Annotated in this window: 12 protein-coding genes; 8 read left to right on the top strand and 4 right to left on the bottom strand. The window is 73.8% G+C overall.

Annotation, left to right across the window (positions count from 1 at the left end; all coding sequences use genetic code 11):
* The first annotated feature begins 196 nt into the window (after positions 1–196).
* From AQJ54_RS25385 to AQJ54_RS25365, 5 genes are all read left to right on the top strand, one after another.
* Positions 197–913 carry a hypothetical protein gene (locus tag AQJ54_RS25385; protein WP_062241179.1) on the top strand — a complete coding sequence of 239 codons (717 nt, stop codon included), beginning with the start codon at positions 197–199 and terminating at the stop codon, positions 911–913.
* Positions 910–1449 (top strand): SixA phosphatase family protein, encoded by a 540-nt coding sequence (locus AQJ54_RS25380; protein ID WP_062241362.1) that lies wholly within the window; start codon positions 910–912, stop codon positions 1447–1449. Before AQJ54_RS25385 ends, AQJ54_RS25380 begins: the two co-directional genes overlap by 4 nt.
* Positions 1450–1524: 75 nt before the next feature.
* A complete protein-coding gene (locus AQJ54_RS25375) occupies positions 1525–2151 on the top strand; it encodes a YigZ family protein (RefSeq protein ID WP_062026183.1) in 627 nt (208 codons plus the stop codon).
* 103 nt (positions 2152–2254) lie between these two features.
* Positions 2255–3418 (top strand): exonuclease SbcCD subunit D, encoded by a 1164-nt coding sequence (locus tag AQJ54_RS25370; protein ID WP_062026184.1) that lies wholly within the window; start codon positions 2255–2257, stop codon positions 3416–3418.
* Entirely contained in the window at positions 3415–6408 is a 2994-nt protein-coding gene (locus AQJ54_RS25365; protein WP_062241178.1) for an AAA family ATPase, read from the top strand. The genes AQJ54_RS25370 and AQJ54_RS25365 overlap by 4 nt, the downstream gene beginning before the upstream one ends.
* Before the next feature lie 23 nt (positions 6409–6431).
* On the opposite strand, the gene AQJ54_RS25360 is transcribed toward AQJ54_RS25365, so the two are convergent.
* Positions 6432–6878: an Lrp/AsnC family transcriptional regulator gene (locus AQJ54_RS25360; protein WP_062241177.1), complete on the bottom strand. Its 447-nt coding sequence runs from the start codon at positions 6876–6878 to the stop codon at positions 6432–6434.
* A gap of 94 nt (positions 6879–6972) precedes the next feature.
* On the opposite strand from AQJ54_RS25360, the gene AQJ54_RS25355 reads away from it, so the two are divergent.
* Together AQJ54_RS25355 and AQJ54_RS25350 are read left to right on the top strand one after the other, a co-directional pair.
* Positions 6973–7458 carry a rhodanese-like domain-containing protein gene (locus AQJ54_RS25355; RefSeq protein WP_062026187.1) on the top strand — a complete coding sequence of 162 codons (486 nt, stop codon included), beginning with the start codon at positions 6973–6975 and terminating at the stop codon, positions 7456–7458.
* A 134-nt stretch (positions 7459–7592) separates the two neighbouring features.
* Positions 7593–8108 (top strand): immunity 21 family protein, encoded by a 516-nt coding sequence (locus AQJ54_RS25350; protein WP_062241175.1) that lies wholly within the window; start codon positions 7593–7595, stop codon positions 8106–8108.
* Between the two features lie 93 nt (positions 8109–8201).
* Here the strand turns inward: AQJ54_RS25350 and AQJ54_RS25345 are convergent, their stop codons facing one another.
* Positions 8202–9893: a DUF885 domain-containing protein gene (locus AQJ54_RS25345; RefSeq protein ID WP_062026587.1), complete on the bottom strand. Its 1692-nt coding sequence runs from the start codon at positions 9891–9893 to the stop codon at positions 8202–8204.
* A gap of 33 nt (positions 9894–9926) precedes the next feature.
* The gene (locus AQJ54_RS25340; protein ID WP_028810110.1) at positions 9927–10421 is read right to left on the bottom strand and encodes an Lrp/AsnC family transcriptional regulator; all 495 of its coding nucleotides are present in this window, start codon (positions 10419–10421) and stop codon (positions 9927–9929) included.
* Between the two features lie 60 nt (positions 10422–10481).
* On the opposite strand from AQJ54_RS25340, the gene AQJ54_RS25335 reads away from it, so the two are divergent.
* Positions 10482–11660 carry a trans-sulfuration enzyme family protein gene (locus AQJ54_RS25335; RefSeq protein WP_062241360.1) on the top strand — a complete coding sequence of 393 codons (1179 nt, stop codon included), beginning with the start codon at positions 10482–10484 and terminating at the stop codon, positions 11658–11660.
* On the opposite strand, the gene AQJ54_RS25330 is transcribed toward AQJ54_RS25335, so the two are convergent.
* Entirely contained in the window at positions 11638–13026 is a 1389-nt protein-coding gene (locus AQJ54_RS25330; RefSeq protein WP_062241173.1) for a GNAT family N-acetyltransferase, read from the bottom strand. The two genes, AQJ54_RS25335 and AQJ54_RS25330, sit on opposite strands and share 23 nt — an antisense overlap.
* Between the last annotated feature and the right edge of the window lie 36 nt (positions 13027–13062).

The following is a 13062-nucleotide window of genomic DNA, read 5'->3' as shown; positions in this document are numbered from 1 at the left end:
TCCTTGAAGTCGGTGCGGTCGCTGTGGCGCACAACAGTGCGCGGGGCGCGGTGATTCCTCGGCCGTTCCCGGCTTGGCTCCGCGGTCGGTCCTGGCCCGGCTCCTCGATCGATCCCGGCCCGGCCGAATGACGTTCCAAGTAAGCAATCCGCGCCAGTCGCCCGCGCCGAGCCCGCCGTCCGCCTACGCTCGCCCCGTGCTGCGCATCATCGACGCCCGAAACGGCGAGCCCGTCGACGCCGTCCCCGCCCGCAGGGGCCTGACCCGAGTCGAGGCCCATGTACCGGGCCACGACGCCTCCGGGCTCCGCGTCCTGCTCGTCGCCGACGTCCTCCTGCGGGCCCTGGAACTCGGCGGCACCCCCGTGTGGGCGCTGCTTACGGCGGACCGCGACCGGGCCGAACTGCACGCCGGCGCCGCCGACCTCGGTGTCCGGCCCTTCGAGGACGCGGCGGACGTCGGCCCCGCGTGGGGCGAGTCGCAGGTCATCCATGTGGTGGGGGAGGGCGGCGCGACGCCGGACGGCGTACGGGTCGGCGTCGCACCCGTCGAGACCCTGGCCGATGTGGCGGGCACCGACCCCACCGTGCTCCGGCTCGCCCTGCTCACCCCGCCCCGGAACACACCCGTGCGGCTCGACGAGAGCGCCCTGGGCCGGGCCCGGGAGACCCTCGTACGCTGGCGTCGGGCCGTCGCCGCGTGGGCGCGGCAGCCGTCCCGGCCCGTCCCCGACGAGGTGCGCGGACGGCTCCGCACCGCCTGGGAGGACGACTTGGACGTACCCGAAGTACTGCGCGTGCTGACGTGGGTCGAGGAGTCGGAGCTTCCGGAAGGTGCCCGGTTCGAGACGTACGTCTACGCGGACCGGCTGCTCGGCCTCGAACTCGCCCGTGACCTGGGGTGCCCGTCATGATCGAACGCGCCGGAGCGGGCCCGCTGCGCCGACTGGTCGTCCTCAGACACGCCAAGTCCGCCTGGCCCGAGGGGGTCGCCGACCACGAGCGGCCGCTCGGGCCGCGCGGACACCGGGACGCGCCGGAGGCGGGCCGTGTCCTCGCCGCGTCCGACCTGCTCCCCGACCTCGCCCTGTGCTCCACGGCGGTCCGCGCCCGGCACACCTGGGAACTGGCGTCCGCGCAGTGGGGGAGCCCACCGCCGGTCCGTTTCGACCCGGAGCTGTACGGCGCCGACGTACCCGAGCTGCTGGCAGCCGTCCGCGGCACACCGCCCGAGGTGGTGACGCTGCTGCTCGTCGGACACAACCCCGGCCTGGAGGAACTGATCCTGACCCTGGCCGGCGACGGCCTCGACGACTCGCTGGAGGAGGTGCGCCTGAAGTTCCCGACCGCGGCGATCGCGGTACTGGCCTGGCACGGGGCGACCTGGCGATCCCTGGACCCGGGCGCGGCGCTGCTCACGTCCGTGATGGTGGCGCGGGGCAGGAAGTGACCCGGCCCTGAGGATGCCGGCCACCACCTCCCGACGGGCGCGGGGCCGTCTTCGGGCACGGACTAGGCTGGCCGGATGCAGGACGAGTACCGCACCGTGGCCCGCGTGGGTGTGCATGAGGTCGAGGTCAATCGGTCGCGTTTTCTGTGCGCGCTCGCCCCCGTCGCCACCGAGCAGGAGGCGCAGGACTTCATCGCCGGGGTCCGCAAGGAGCACGCCGACGCCAGTCACCACTGCTTCGCGTACGTCATCGGCGCCGACGCCGCGATCCAGAAGGCGAGCGACGACGGCGAACCCGGCGGCACCGCCGGTGTCCCCATGCTCCAGATGCTGCTCCGCCGCGACATGCGCTACGTCGTCGCCGTCGTCACCCGCTACTACGGCGGCGTCAAGCTCGGCGCGGGCGGCCTCATCAGGGCGTACGGCGGCGCGGTCGGCGAGGCCCTGGACACCCTCGGCACCCTCACCCGCCGCCGCTTCCGCCTCGCCACCGTCACCGTCGACCACCAGCGCGCCGGCAAGGTGGAGAACGACCTGCGCTCGACCGGCCGCGAGGTGCGCGACGTCCGCTACGGCGAGGCGGTCACGATCGAGATCGGGCTGCCGGACGCGGACGTGGAGGCGTTCCGGGGGTGGCTCGCGGACGCGACCGCGGGGACGGCGGGGCTGGAACTCGGGGGAGAGGCGTACGGGGACGCCTAGTTGTGCTTTTCGGGCATAACGGGCCTGTCGCAGTGTGGTCATGACGGGTCGATACGGGAGTAACCGCACGTGATGTCAGACCCGGCCGTTAGGGTCGGGGATCATGAGGCTGTTGCACACTTCCGACTGGCATCTCGGCCGGGCCTTCCACCGGGTCTCCCTGCTCGGGGCCCAGGCCGAGTTCATCGGTCACCTCGTCACGACCGTGCGGGAGCGCGCGGTGGACGCGGTGGTCGTGTCGGGAGACGTGTACGACCGCGCGGTGCCGCCGCTCGCCGCGGTCGAGCTGTTCGACGACGCGCTGCACCGCCTCGCCGACCTCGGCGTGCCCACCGTGATGATCTCCGGGAACCACGACTCGGCCCGCCGCCTGGGAGTCGGCGCGGGACTGATCGGGCGCGCCGGTATCCATCTGCGGACCGAGCCCGCCGCGTGCGGCACACCGGTGGTGCTCGGCGATGCCTACGGTGACGTGGCGTTCTACGGACTTCCCTATCTCGAACCCGCCCTGGTGAAGGACGAGTTCGGCGTGGCGAAGACCGGGCACGAGAGCGTGCTCGCCGCCGCCATGGACCGCGTCCGTGCCGACCTCGCCACCCGCGCGCCGGGCACCCGGTCCGTCGTCCTGGCCCACGCCTTCGTCACTGGCGGCGAGGCCAGCGACAGCGAGCGGGACATCACCGTCGGGGGAGTGGCCGCCGTCCCCGCGGGCGTCTTCGACGGGGTCGACTACACCGCCCTCGGTCACCTGCACGGCAGCCAGACCATCACCGAGCGCGTGCGCTACTCCGGCTCCCCGCTGCCGTACTCCTTCTCGGAGGCCGACCACCGCAAGAGCATGTGGCTGATCGACCTGGACGCCGAGGGCGCGATCAGCGCCGAGCGCGTCGACTGCCCCGTACCGCGCGCGCTGGCCCGCATCCGCGGGACGCTGGAGGAGCTGCTCGCCGATCCCCGGCTCGTGCACCAGGAGGAGGCCTGGGTCGAGGCCACCCTCACGGACCCGGTCCGCCCGGCCGAACCGATGGCCCGCCTCACCGAGCGGTTCCCGCACACCCTCAGCCTCGTCTTCGCCCCCGAGCGCGCGCCCGACGACCCCGACGTGTCGTACGCGCGGCGGCTGGCCGGCCGCAGCGACCAGGAGATCGCGGAGGACTTCGTGGCCCATGTGCGCGGCGCCGGACCCGACGAGCGGGAACAGGCCGTGCTGCGTGACGCGTTCGACACCGTGCGCGCCGACGAGTCCGTCCGGGAGGTGGCGCGGTGAGGCTGCACCGGCTCGACCTCACCGCCTTCGGACCCTTCGGCGGCTCCCAGACGGTCGACTTCGACGAACTCTCGGCCGCCGGGCTGTTCCTGCTGCACGGACCGACGGGCGCCGGCAAGACCTCCGTGCTCGACGGGGTCTGCTACGCGCTCTACGGCGCGGTACCGGGCGCCCGGCAGAGCGGTCAGGGACTGACCCTGCGCAGCGACCACGCCGCCGCGGCCACCCGCACGTCGGTGACGCTGGAACTCACCGTGGCCGGACGGCGGTTGGAGATCACCCGGCAGCCGCCCTGGGAGCGCCCCAAGAAGCGCGGCTCAGGCTCGACGCTCGACAAGGCGCAGAGCTGGCTGCGCGAGTACGACGGCACGGCCGGGAGCTGGAAGGACCTGAGCCGGTCCCACCAGGAGATCGGCGAGGAGATCACCCAGCTGCTCGGCATGAGCCGTGAGCAGTTCTGCCAGGTCGTGCTGTTGCCCCAGGGCGACTTCGCACGCTTCCTGCGGGCCGACGCCGAAGCGCGCGGCAAGCTGCTGGGCCGGCTCTTCGACACCCATCGCTTCGCCGAGGTCGAGAAGCGGCTGGCGGAGCGGCGCCGCACGGCCGAGGCGCAGGTGCGGGAGGGGGACGCCGCCCTGCTGGCCGACGCGCACCGCATGCAGCAGGCCGCCGGTGACGCCATGGAGCTGCCCGAGCTCGCCCCCGGAGAGCCGGGGCTGGCCGAGGCCGTCCTGAGCGCTGCCGCCGTCGCCCGCGCCACCGCCCGTGAACAGCTGACGATCGCCCACTGCCGGCTCGCCGCCGCCGAGTCGCGTCAGGCCGCCGCCGAGCGCGACCTGGCCGATGTACGCGAACTCGACCGGTTGCAGGGGCGGTTCGCCCAGGCACGCGAGCGTGCCGCCCTGCTGGAGGAGCGCGCCGACGGCTACCACCAGGCGCAGGCCCGGATGGAGCGGGCGCGCAAGGCGGAGGCGGTGGCGCCCGCGCTGGAGCTGCGGGAGGCAGCCGAGGCCGAGCACCGGCGGGCCGCCGCGGCCGAGGCACGCGCGCGGGGGCTGCTGCCGGAGACCTTCGCGGAAGCCGGTGCCGCCGGACTCGCGAGCGCCGCACGCCGGTCCGCCGAGGAGCTGGGCGGGCTGGACGCCGCCCGGCGCGCCGAGCAGCGGCTCGGTCAACTGGTCGCGGAGCGGGCCGATCTGGAGCACGAGGAGCGGTCCGACGAGGACGTCCTTCAGGAGGCCGAGACCTGGCTCGCCGGCTGGGAGGAGTCCCGCGCCGGACTCCAGCAGGACGTGGAGTCGGCCCAGGAGGCGGCCACCCGCGCCGAACAGCTCGCCGTGCAGCGGGAACCCGCCCGCAAGCGGCTCGCCGCCGCCCGGCAGCGCGACGAGTTCGCCCGGGACACCGACGGCGCCCAGCGGCAGGTGATCGAGGCCACCGAGCGCGCCCTGAAGGCCCGCGCCGAGTGGCTGGAGGTGAAGGAACAGCGGCTGAACGGCATCGCCGCCGAACTGGCCGCACAGCTCACCGAGGGTGCACCGTGCGCGGTCTGCGGGGCCACCGAGCATCCGGCGCCCGCCCGCAAGGACGCAGGGCACGTCGACCGGGAGACCGAGGAGCGCGCCCTGGCCGCCTCCCAGCGCGCCGACGAACAGCGCGCCGAGGCCGAGCGGCGCCTCGCCTTCGTGCAGCGGGCTCTGGCCGCCGCCCAGGGCGAGGCCGGTGACACCTCCACCGAGGAACTCGCCGTCCAGGTCGAGGAGTTGGAGCGCGAGTACACCCAGGCGCGCGGCCTCGCCTCGGCGCTGCACACCGCGACGGAACAGCTGCGCCAGGCCGAGCGGGAACGCGAGCGACGCCTGACCGCGCAGCGCGAGGCCGCCGTACGCACCGCCTCGCGCGGCGCCCGCCGGGACGCGCTGGACCGGGAACGGACCGCTCTGGAAGCGGAGTTGGCCGAGGCGCGCGGCGAGGCCGGCAGCGTGGCCGTGCGCGCCGCGCAGCTGGAGCGGCAGGCCGCGCTGCTCACCGACGCCGCCGACACCGCGCGCGTCGCCGAGGACACCGCCCAGCGGCTCAAGGACGCCGACGCCCGGCTGGCCGACGCCGCCTTCCGGGCCGGTTTCGACACCCCGGCGGCCGCGGCCGCCGCCCTCCTCGACGACGCGGCCCACCGCGACCTCCAGCACCGGCTGGACGCCTGGCAGGCCGAGGAGGCCGCCGTCCGGGCCGTACTCGCCGAGACCGACACCGCCGAGGCGGCCCGGCAGCCGGACGCCGACGTGACCGGGGCCGAGCGGGCCGCGGCCGACGCGGCCGGCCGGGTCCGGGAGGCCGCCTCCGCGCGGGACGCCGCCGCCCGGCGCTGCGCCGAGCTCGACCGGCTCTCCGCCCGCGCAGCCGGCGGCCTCAGGCGGCTGGCTCCCCTGCGTGAGGAGTACGACCGGGTGGCCCGGCTCTCCGCGCTCGCCGCCGGCACCTCCGCGGACAACGAACGCAAGATGCGTCTGGAGTCCTATGTGCTCGCGGCCCGCCTGGAGCAGGTGGCGGCCGCCGCGACCGTCCGCCTCCAGCGCATGTCGTCCGGCCGCTACACCCTCGTCCACTCCGACGACCGCAGCGGGCGCGGGCGCAGCGGTCTGGGGCTGCACGTGGTCGACGCCTGGACCGGGCGGGAGCGGGACACGTCCACGCTGTCGGGCGGCGAGACCTTCTTCGCCTCGCTCGCCCTCGCCCTCGGCCTCGCGGACGTCGTCACCGACGAGGCGGGCGGGGTCCGGCTCGACACCCTCTTCATCGACGAGGGCTTCGGCAGCCTCGACGACCAGACGCTGGACGAGGTCCTCGACGTCCTGGACGCACTGCGGGAACGCGACCGCAGTGTCGGCATCGTGAGCCACGTGGCGGATCTGCGGCGGCGCATCCACGCGCAGCTGGAGGTCGTCAAGGGGCGGTCGGGGTCGGTGCTGAGACAGCGGGGCGGGGGCTGAGGCCGGCGCCTGCGGGTCGGGGTTCAGCGGCCCAGCGGCCGTCGCGGAAGCGGCGAGGAGTACACCACGCTCGTGGTCACCGAGCCCAGCGTGCCGAGCCGGCCCGACACCTCCTCCAGATGGCGCATCGAGCGGGCGGCGACCTTGATGACGAAACAGTCGTCGCCGGTGACGTGATGCGCCTCCAGGATCTCGGGCGTCACGGCGACCAGGTCGTGGAAGGGCTTGTAGTTGCCGGTCGGGTAGCGCAGCCGGACGAACGCCAGGATCGGCAGGCCGAGCCGTTCGGGGTCCACGACGGCGGCGTACCCCTGGATGACGCCCGCCTCCTCCAGCCGCCGCACCCGCTCGGTGACCGCGCTCGCGGACATCGAGACGGCCCGGGCGAGCTCGGCGAAACTGGCCCGGCCCTCCCGCTGGAGGACATCGAGGATCCGCCAGTCGGTGGCGTCCGGGGAATACGCGGTCATGCCCGAGAGATAGCAGGGGATTCCCCGGCGGAGCAAGGTTCACGCCGGGGAATCCCACTTCCCGGCCGCGATCATGGACCGTAGATTTCCTGCCATGACGACAACCGACACCCTCACCGTGAACCCCGTCCTGCGCGTCGCCCCCGCCGCCCCGGCCGAGGCCGCGGCCCACTTCCGCGCGAGCCTCGCCTTCCACGCCGACGTCTCCGACGTCGCCGCCGCGCTCGGGGCCGGCGGGGACCCGGGCTTCGTCGTCCTCGACTCCCGCTCCACCGCCGCCTGGGACCAGGGCCACGTCCCCGGCGCTGTCCACCTGCCCACCGCCCTCATCCCCGAGCAGGCCGGCCAACTCCTCGACAAGGCGGTGCCGGTGGTGACGTACTGCTGGGGCCCCGGCTGCAACGGCGCCACCCGCGCGGCCCTCGCCCTCGCCGAACTCGGCTACCAGGTCAAGGAGATGCTCGGCGGCTTCGAGTACTGGGTGCGCGAGGGCTTCGAGTTCGAGACCTGGGAGGGCCGCGAGCGGCGCCCCGCCGACCCGTTGACCGCGCCCTCCGACGGCGGTGACTGCGGCTGCTGAACGGTGCGCTGCGGCTGCTGAACGGTGCGCCGCAGTTGCTGAACCGTGCGCCGCGGCTGCTGAGCCCCGCGGAATTCAGTGGGGTTCCTGTGCAGGTGCAACCCTGGGATTCCGCTGCGTGTAGGTTCTGGCCCATGGTGCGATACGCGGAGCCGGGCGCGGTGGAGTGGGTGGAGTCGGGCGGCGGTCCGCTCATAGCGGTGCCGGAGACGGTGCTGCCGTTCTGGGCGGGCGCCGACGGCGACGAGACCGCCTCCGACTACGACCGGGCCTGTGAAGTCGACGGCTGTGTCGGCCTGTTGCCGGTGGGGGACGCCGCCGCCCTGGTCCTCGGCGACGAACCCGCCTCGACCTCCTACCTCCCCGACCACGACACGTTCGTACGGTGGTGCGCCGCCGACTCCGAGGACGAACTCCTCGCCGAGGTCCCCGCCGCCCTGGCCACGGCCGTCTGGGAGGAGGAGGTGAGCTGGACGGTACCTGGCCCGGTCGTCCTGTTCGACGCGGCCTGGCCCGGCAACGACTCGGTCACCACCGACCACCTCAAGATCTCGCTCGCCCCCGGCCGCTACACGGTCCGCGCGGCCAACGTGCGCCCCGGTCCCGAGACCTGGCTCGGGCTCGTCCAGTTGCGGCGACTGCCCGACTGACTGCCCGACCGACTGATCGACTCACTGCCCCACTGACGATCGTTCACGCGCGAGGCGCACCCCCACTGCTCGGGATGCGCCTCGCCAGGTGCGTCAGAGCCGGGCCAGCTCGTCCACCAGGTCGTCCAGGCCGAGGGAGCCCTGCGACAGCGCCGCCATGTGCCAGGCCTTGAGGTCGAACGCGTCGCCGTGCCGCTCGCGCGCCTTCTCCCGGCCGAGCAGCCAGGCCCGCTCGCCGAGCTTGTAGCCGATCGCCTGGCCGGGGATCGTGAGGTAGCGGGTCAGTTCGCTCTCCACGAAGTCCGCCGGACGGCTGCTGTGCGCGCCGAAGAACTCCTGCGCCAGCTCGGGCGTCCAGCGCTCGCCGGGGTGGAAGGGGGAGTCCGCCGGGATCTCCAGCTCCAGGTGCATGCCGATGTCGACGATGACCCGGGCTGCCCGCATCATCTGCGCGTCGAGATACCCCAGCCGCTGCTCGGGGTCGGTCAGGAAGCCCAGCTCGTCCATCAGCCGCTCCGCGTACAGCGCCCACCCCTCGGCGTTGGCGCTCACCCCGCCCACCGAGGCCTGGTAGCGGGAGAGGTTGTCGGCGACGTGCGCCCACTGCGCGAGCTGGAGGTGGTGGCCCGGCACGCCCTCGTGGTACCAGGTCGAGACCAGGTCGTAGACCGGGAACCGGGTCTGCCCCATCGTCGGCAGCCAGGTGCGGCCGGGGCGGGAGAAGTCCGGCGACGGGGCCGTGTAGTACGGAGCCGCCGCGCCACCGGGCGGGGCGATGCACGACTCCACCTTCCGCACCCGCTCGGCGAGTTCGAAGTGGGTGCCGTCCAGCGAGTCGATCGCCTGGTCCATCAGACCCTGGAGCCAGTCGCGGACCTCGTCGACGCCGTCGATGTGCTTGCCGTGCTCGTCGAGGTGGGCGAGCGCCACCCAGGGCGTCTCGGCGCCGGGCAGGATCTTCTCGGCCTCCTGCTTCATCTCGGCGAGCAGCCGGTGGTACTCGGACCAGCCGTACGCGTACGCCTCGTCGAGGTCGAGGTCGGTGCCGTTGAAGTAGCGTGCCCAGCGGGCGTACCGCTCCCGGCCCACGGTGTTCGGGGCGCCCTCGATCGTCGGCGCGTACACGTCCCGCATCCAGTCGCGCAGCTCCACCACCGCGCCGGTCGCGACGCGGGCGGCCTCGTCCAACTCCGCGCGCAGCGACTCGGGTCCGGCCGCGGCGAAGTCCTCGAACCAGCCCCGGCCGTTGCCGTCGGTGTCCGCCCACTCGGTCAGCTGCGCGAGGAAGGTGGCGGTCGGGCGTGGCGCCGCGTAGAGCTTGCGCTCCAGACCGAGCGCGAGGGACTCGCGGTAGCCGGCGAACGCGGCCGGCACGGCCCGCAGCCGCTCGGCGATCGCGGCCCAGTCCTCGTCGGTCTGGTTCGGGGTGATCGTGAAGACCTCGCGGACCGAGTGCGGCGGTGTGGCCATGTTGCCGACCGCGCGCAGGCCCTCGTCGGCCTCGTGCACGGCGAGTTCGGCGGTCAGCCGTTCCCTCAGCAGCCGGCCGCAACGGCGTTCGATGTCGCTGTCCGCGCCGGGCTGCCGCTCGGCCTCGTCGAGCTTGGCGAGGGTGGCCCGCAGCAGCTGGGCGAGGGCCTCCTGGCCCGCCGGCGAGGTGTCGGGCAGCTTGCTCGAACTCTCCTTCACTCCGAGATAGGTACCGGTGACCGGATCGAGGGCGATGAGCTCGTCGACATAGGCGTCGGCGACCTGACGGGGCAGCGGGATCTGGGTCTCAGACATGCGGTCCATCCTCATACGTGGACCGCGCGGGAGTCACCCCGATTCCGCTGTCGGCGTGGCAGGCGGCAGCAGCGGCCCGCAGTCCCACTGCTGGAAGATCAACCGCGTCTCCACCCGGGCCACTTCACGATGGGCCGTGAACTCGTCGAGGACCAGCCGCTGGAGATCCGTCATGTCCGCGACCGCCACATGGACGAGGTAGTCGTCGGGGCCGGTCAGATGGAAGACGGTCCGCGATTCCGGCAGCGCCCGGATCCGCTCCACGAACGGCCCCACCAGCTCCCGCCGATGCGGTCTGACCTGCACCGACAGCAGTGCCTCGAGCCCCCGGCCGAGCTTCGCCGGGTCCAGCCGCAGCTGATGGCCCAGGATCACCCCGCAGCGGCGCAGCCGGGCCACCCGGTCCAGACAGGTCGACGGGGCGACGCCGACCTGGGCGGCGAGATCGCGATAGGTGGTCCGTGCGTCGTTCTGAAGCAACCGCAGCAGATGCAGGTCCACCGGATCCAGTACGACTGATTCGGCCATCGGCCGAACGTAGCACGGAGTTCTGCCTCTCTGGGCCGGTGGGTGTTCACCCTGGCGGGCATGGACTCAGCGCGCACACCCACCGCGTCCCGTACCCCGCTCAGAGCACTGGCCACCGAGGCTGTCCACGCCGGCCGCGACGACCTCGCCCGGCAGGGACTGCACGCCCCGCCCATCGACCTGTCGACGACCTACCCGTCCTACGACAGCCGCGACGAGGCCGCCCGCATCGACGCCTTCGCCACCACCGGAGCCGAACCGGACGGGCCGCCCGTGTACGGCCGCCTCGGCAACCCGACCGTCGCCCGCTTCGAGACCGCGCTGGCCCGCCTGGAGGGCACCGAGGCCGCGGTCGCCTTCGCCAGCGGCATGGCCGCACTCACGGCGGTCCTTCTCGTACGGGCCTCCCTGGGCCTGCGCCACGTCGTCGCCGTACGCCCCCTCTACGGGTGCAGCGACCATCTCCTCGACACCGGACTCCTCGGCACGGAGGTCACCTGGACCGACCCGGCGGGGGTCGCCGACGCGCTGCGCCCGGACACCGGACTGGTCCTGGTGGAGTCCCCCGCCAACCCGACCCTCGCGGAGATCGACCTGCGGGCCCTGGCGCACTCCTGCGGCTCCGTGCCCCTCCTCGCCGACAACACCTTCGCCACTCCGGTGCTCCAGCGCCCTGCGGAACTCGGCGCCCGCCTGGTCCTGCACAGCGCCACCAAGTACCTCGGAGGACACGGGGACGTGATGGCGGGCGTAGTGGCCTGCGACGAGGAGTTCGCGGGCCGGCTCCGGCAGATCCGCTTCGCCACAGGCGGGGTGCTGCACCCGCTGGCCGGCTACCTCCTGCTGCGCGGCCTCGCCACCCTCCCCGTCCGGGTGCGGGCGGCCTCCGAGAACGCGGCCGCACTGGTCCGGCGCCTCGCGGCCGACCCCCGCGTCACCCGGGTCCACTACCCGCGCATCGGCGGGGCCATGATCGGCTTCGAGGTGGCCGGGGACCCGCACGAGGTGATCGCGGGCGTCCGGCTGATCACCCCGGCGGTGAGCCTCGGCAGCGTCGACACCCTCATCCAGCACCCGGCGTCCATCAGCCACCGCATCGTGGACGCGGACGACCGGAGGAACGCCGGGGTCGGCGACCGGCTGCTGCGCCTGTCGGTGGGCCTGGAGGACGCCGAGGATCTCTGGAGCGATCTGGATGCGGCGCTGGACTGCTCCGTCAGGGGCGCGGAGCTGTATTGACCTGCGGTTCCGCCGTGGGGGCGGGCTCGGCGTCCACCGGCGCGTCGAGTCGGGCGGTGATCACCAGGGTGCCCTCCTCGATCTGGTAGTCGAGGGGGAGCCCCAGCCCGCGCATGGCCGCGACCATCCCGGTGTTGGACGACTGCGTCACCGCGTACACGCTCTCGCACCCGGCCTCCGCCGCCATGGCGACCAGCCGCTCCAGCAACTCGCCCCCGATGCCCCGCCGTTGCCACGCGTCCTCGACGAGCAGCGCGACCTCCGTCTCGTCCCCGTCCCACAGCAGGTGCCCGAGCCCCACGATCCGCCCCGACGCGGTCTGTACGGCGAGGGTACGGCCGTAGCGGGGACTGAGAAGGTGGTTGAGATAGCGGTCGGCGTCACCGACGGGCCCGTGGTACCGCGTGCTCAACGTCCGCGGGGAGCACCGCTCGTGCATCTCCCGCGCGGCCTCCAGATCACCGGTGTCGGCCCGCCGCACGGTGATGTCGTGGCCCTCGGGCAGCGTCAGCAGGTCCTGGCCGGGCGGGATCCGCGGTCCGAGCCGGGCATCCAGCTCGACCAGGGCGCGGGCCCGGGCGAACTCCGTCGGTGTGAACGGCAGATACGGCCGTTCCACGGTGATCACTCCGCCTTCGGGGGCCCGCAACCGCATCACCGTCTCCTCGAGTACTCCCTCGACGGGCACGCCCTCCGGCCCGCGGCCACCGCCCACCGGCATGGCCGGCAGCGATCGGATCGTGCACCGGCCGAGCAACTGCCGCAGCGCCAGGGGCAGTTCCGCCGCGTCCAGCGCGGTACGGGTGGCCAGGCCCAGCACCCGGGTCGGCGCGTCCACCAGGTCGTGGGCGTCGGCCCGCTCGATCCAGGTGTCGGCACCGCCGGCTTCCGAGACGGCCCGCGTGAGCTCGGAGCCCTCCAGTGCCCCGGGGGCTCGCAGCAGGAACTCGTCGACGGTGCCCTGCGCCAGCGGATGGGTCTGGAGGCTCAGGATGTCCACCCGGTGCCCGGCGAGGGCCGCGCAGAGGGCGGCCAGTGAGCCCGGCTCGTCCTTCACCGTGGTCCGCATCCGCCACAGCGTGCTCTCTCCGGCCACGGGGTCCGCGCCCGGCGCCGACTGGTCGGACGGCCCGGCGGGCTCCCCTTCCAGTGGCCGGGCGCCGGTATCGCTCGTCGGCGGCGCGTGGCCGTGGCGGCGTGCCCACCAGGTGTGGAAGCCCGCCGTGGCCGCCAGGGCGATCGCCGAGATCACCAGCAACGCCGTACCGTCGGGGCCGTGCCCGATCAGGTTCGCCACGGTGTCCGCCACCGCGACGGCCGTGAACAGGGCGGCGAGTTCGATCAGGTCGCGCCGCCAGTGGTGCACGGGGCGACCGTGTTGCGCACGGGTCACACCAGACAT

It is taken from the genome of Streptomyces griseorubiginosus (genome assembly GCF_001514195.1).
GTDB classification, from domain to species: Bacteria; Actinomycetota; Actinomycetes; order Streptomycetales; family Streptomycetaceae; genus Streptomyces; species Streptomyces griseorubiginosus.
The sequence above is the reverse complement of the archived record's forward strand: the minus strand, read 5'-3'. Positions and strand labels throughout refer to the sequence as shown.

Excerpts from the sequence above, each read along its gene's own strand:
- AQJ54_RS25380 (WP_062241362.1), top strand. The coding sequence starts at position 910 with ATGATCGAACGCGCCGGAGCGGGCCCGCTGCGCCGACTGGTCGTCCTC.
- AQJ54_RS25375 (WP_062026183.1), top strand. The coding sequence starts at position 1,525 with ATGCAGGACGAGTACCGCACCGTGGCCCGCGTGGGTGTGCATGAGGTC.
- AQJ54_RS25370 (WP_062026184.1), top strand. The coding sequence starts at position 2,255 with ATGAGGCTGTTGCACACTTCCGACTGGCATCTCGGCCGGGCCTTCCAC.
- AQJ54_RS25360 (WP_062241177.1), bottom strand. The coding sequence starts at position 6,878 with ATGACCGCGTATTCCCCGGACGCCACCGACTGGCGGATCCTCGATGTC.
- AQJ54_RS25355 (WP_062026187.1), top strand. The coding sequence starts at position 6,973 with ATGACGACAACCGACACCCTCACCGTGAACCCCGTCCTGCGCGTCGCC.
- AQJ54_RS25350 (WP_062241175.1), top strand. The coding sequence starts at position 7,593 with ATGGTGCGATACGCGGAGCCGGGCGCGGTGGAGTGGGTGGAGTCGGGC.
- AQJ54_RS25345 (WP_062026587.1), bottom strand. The coding sequence starts at position 9,893 with ATGTCTGAGACCCAGATCCCGCTGCCCCGTCAGGTCGCCGACGCCTAT.
- AQJ54_RS25340 (WP_028810110.1), bottom strand. The coding sequence starts at position 10,421 with ATGGCCGAATCAGTCGTACTGGATCCGGTGGACCTGCATCTGCTGCGG.
- AQJ54_RS25335 (WP_062241360.1), top strand. The coding sequence starts at position 10,482 with ATGGACTCAGCGCGCACACCCACCGCGTCCCGTACCCCGCTCAGAGCA.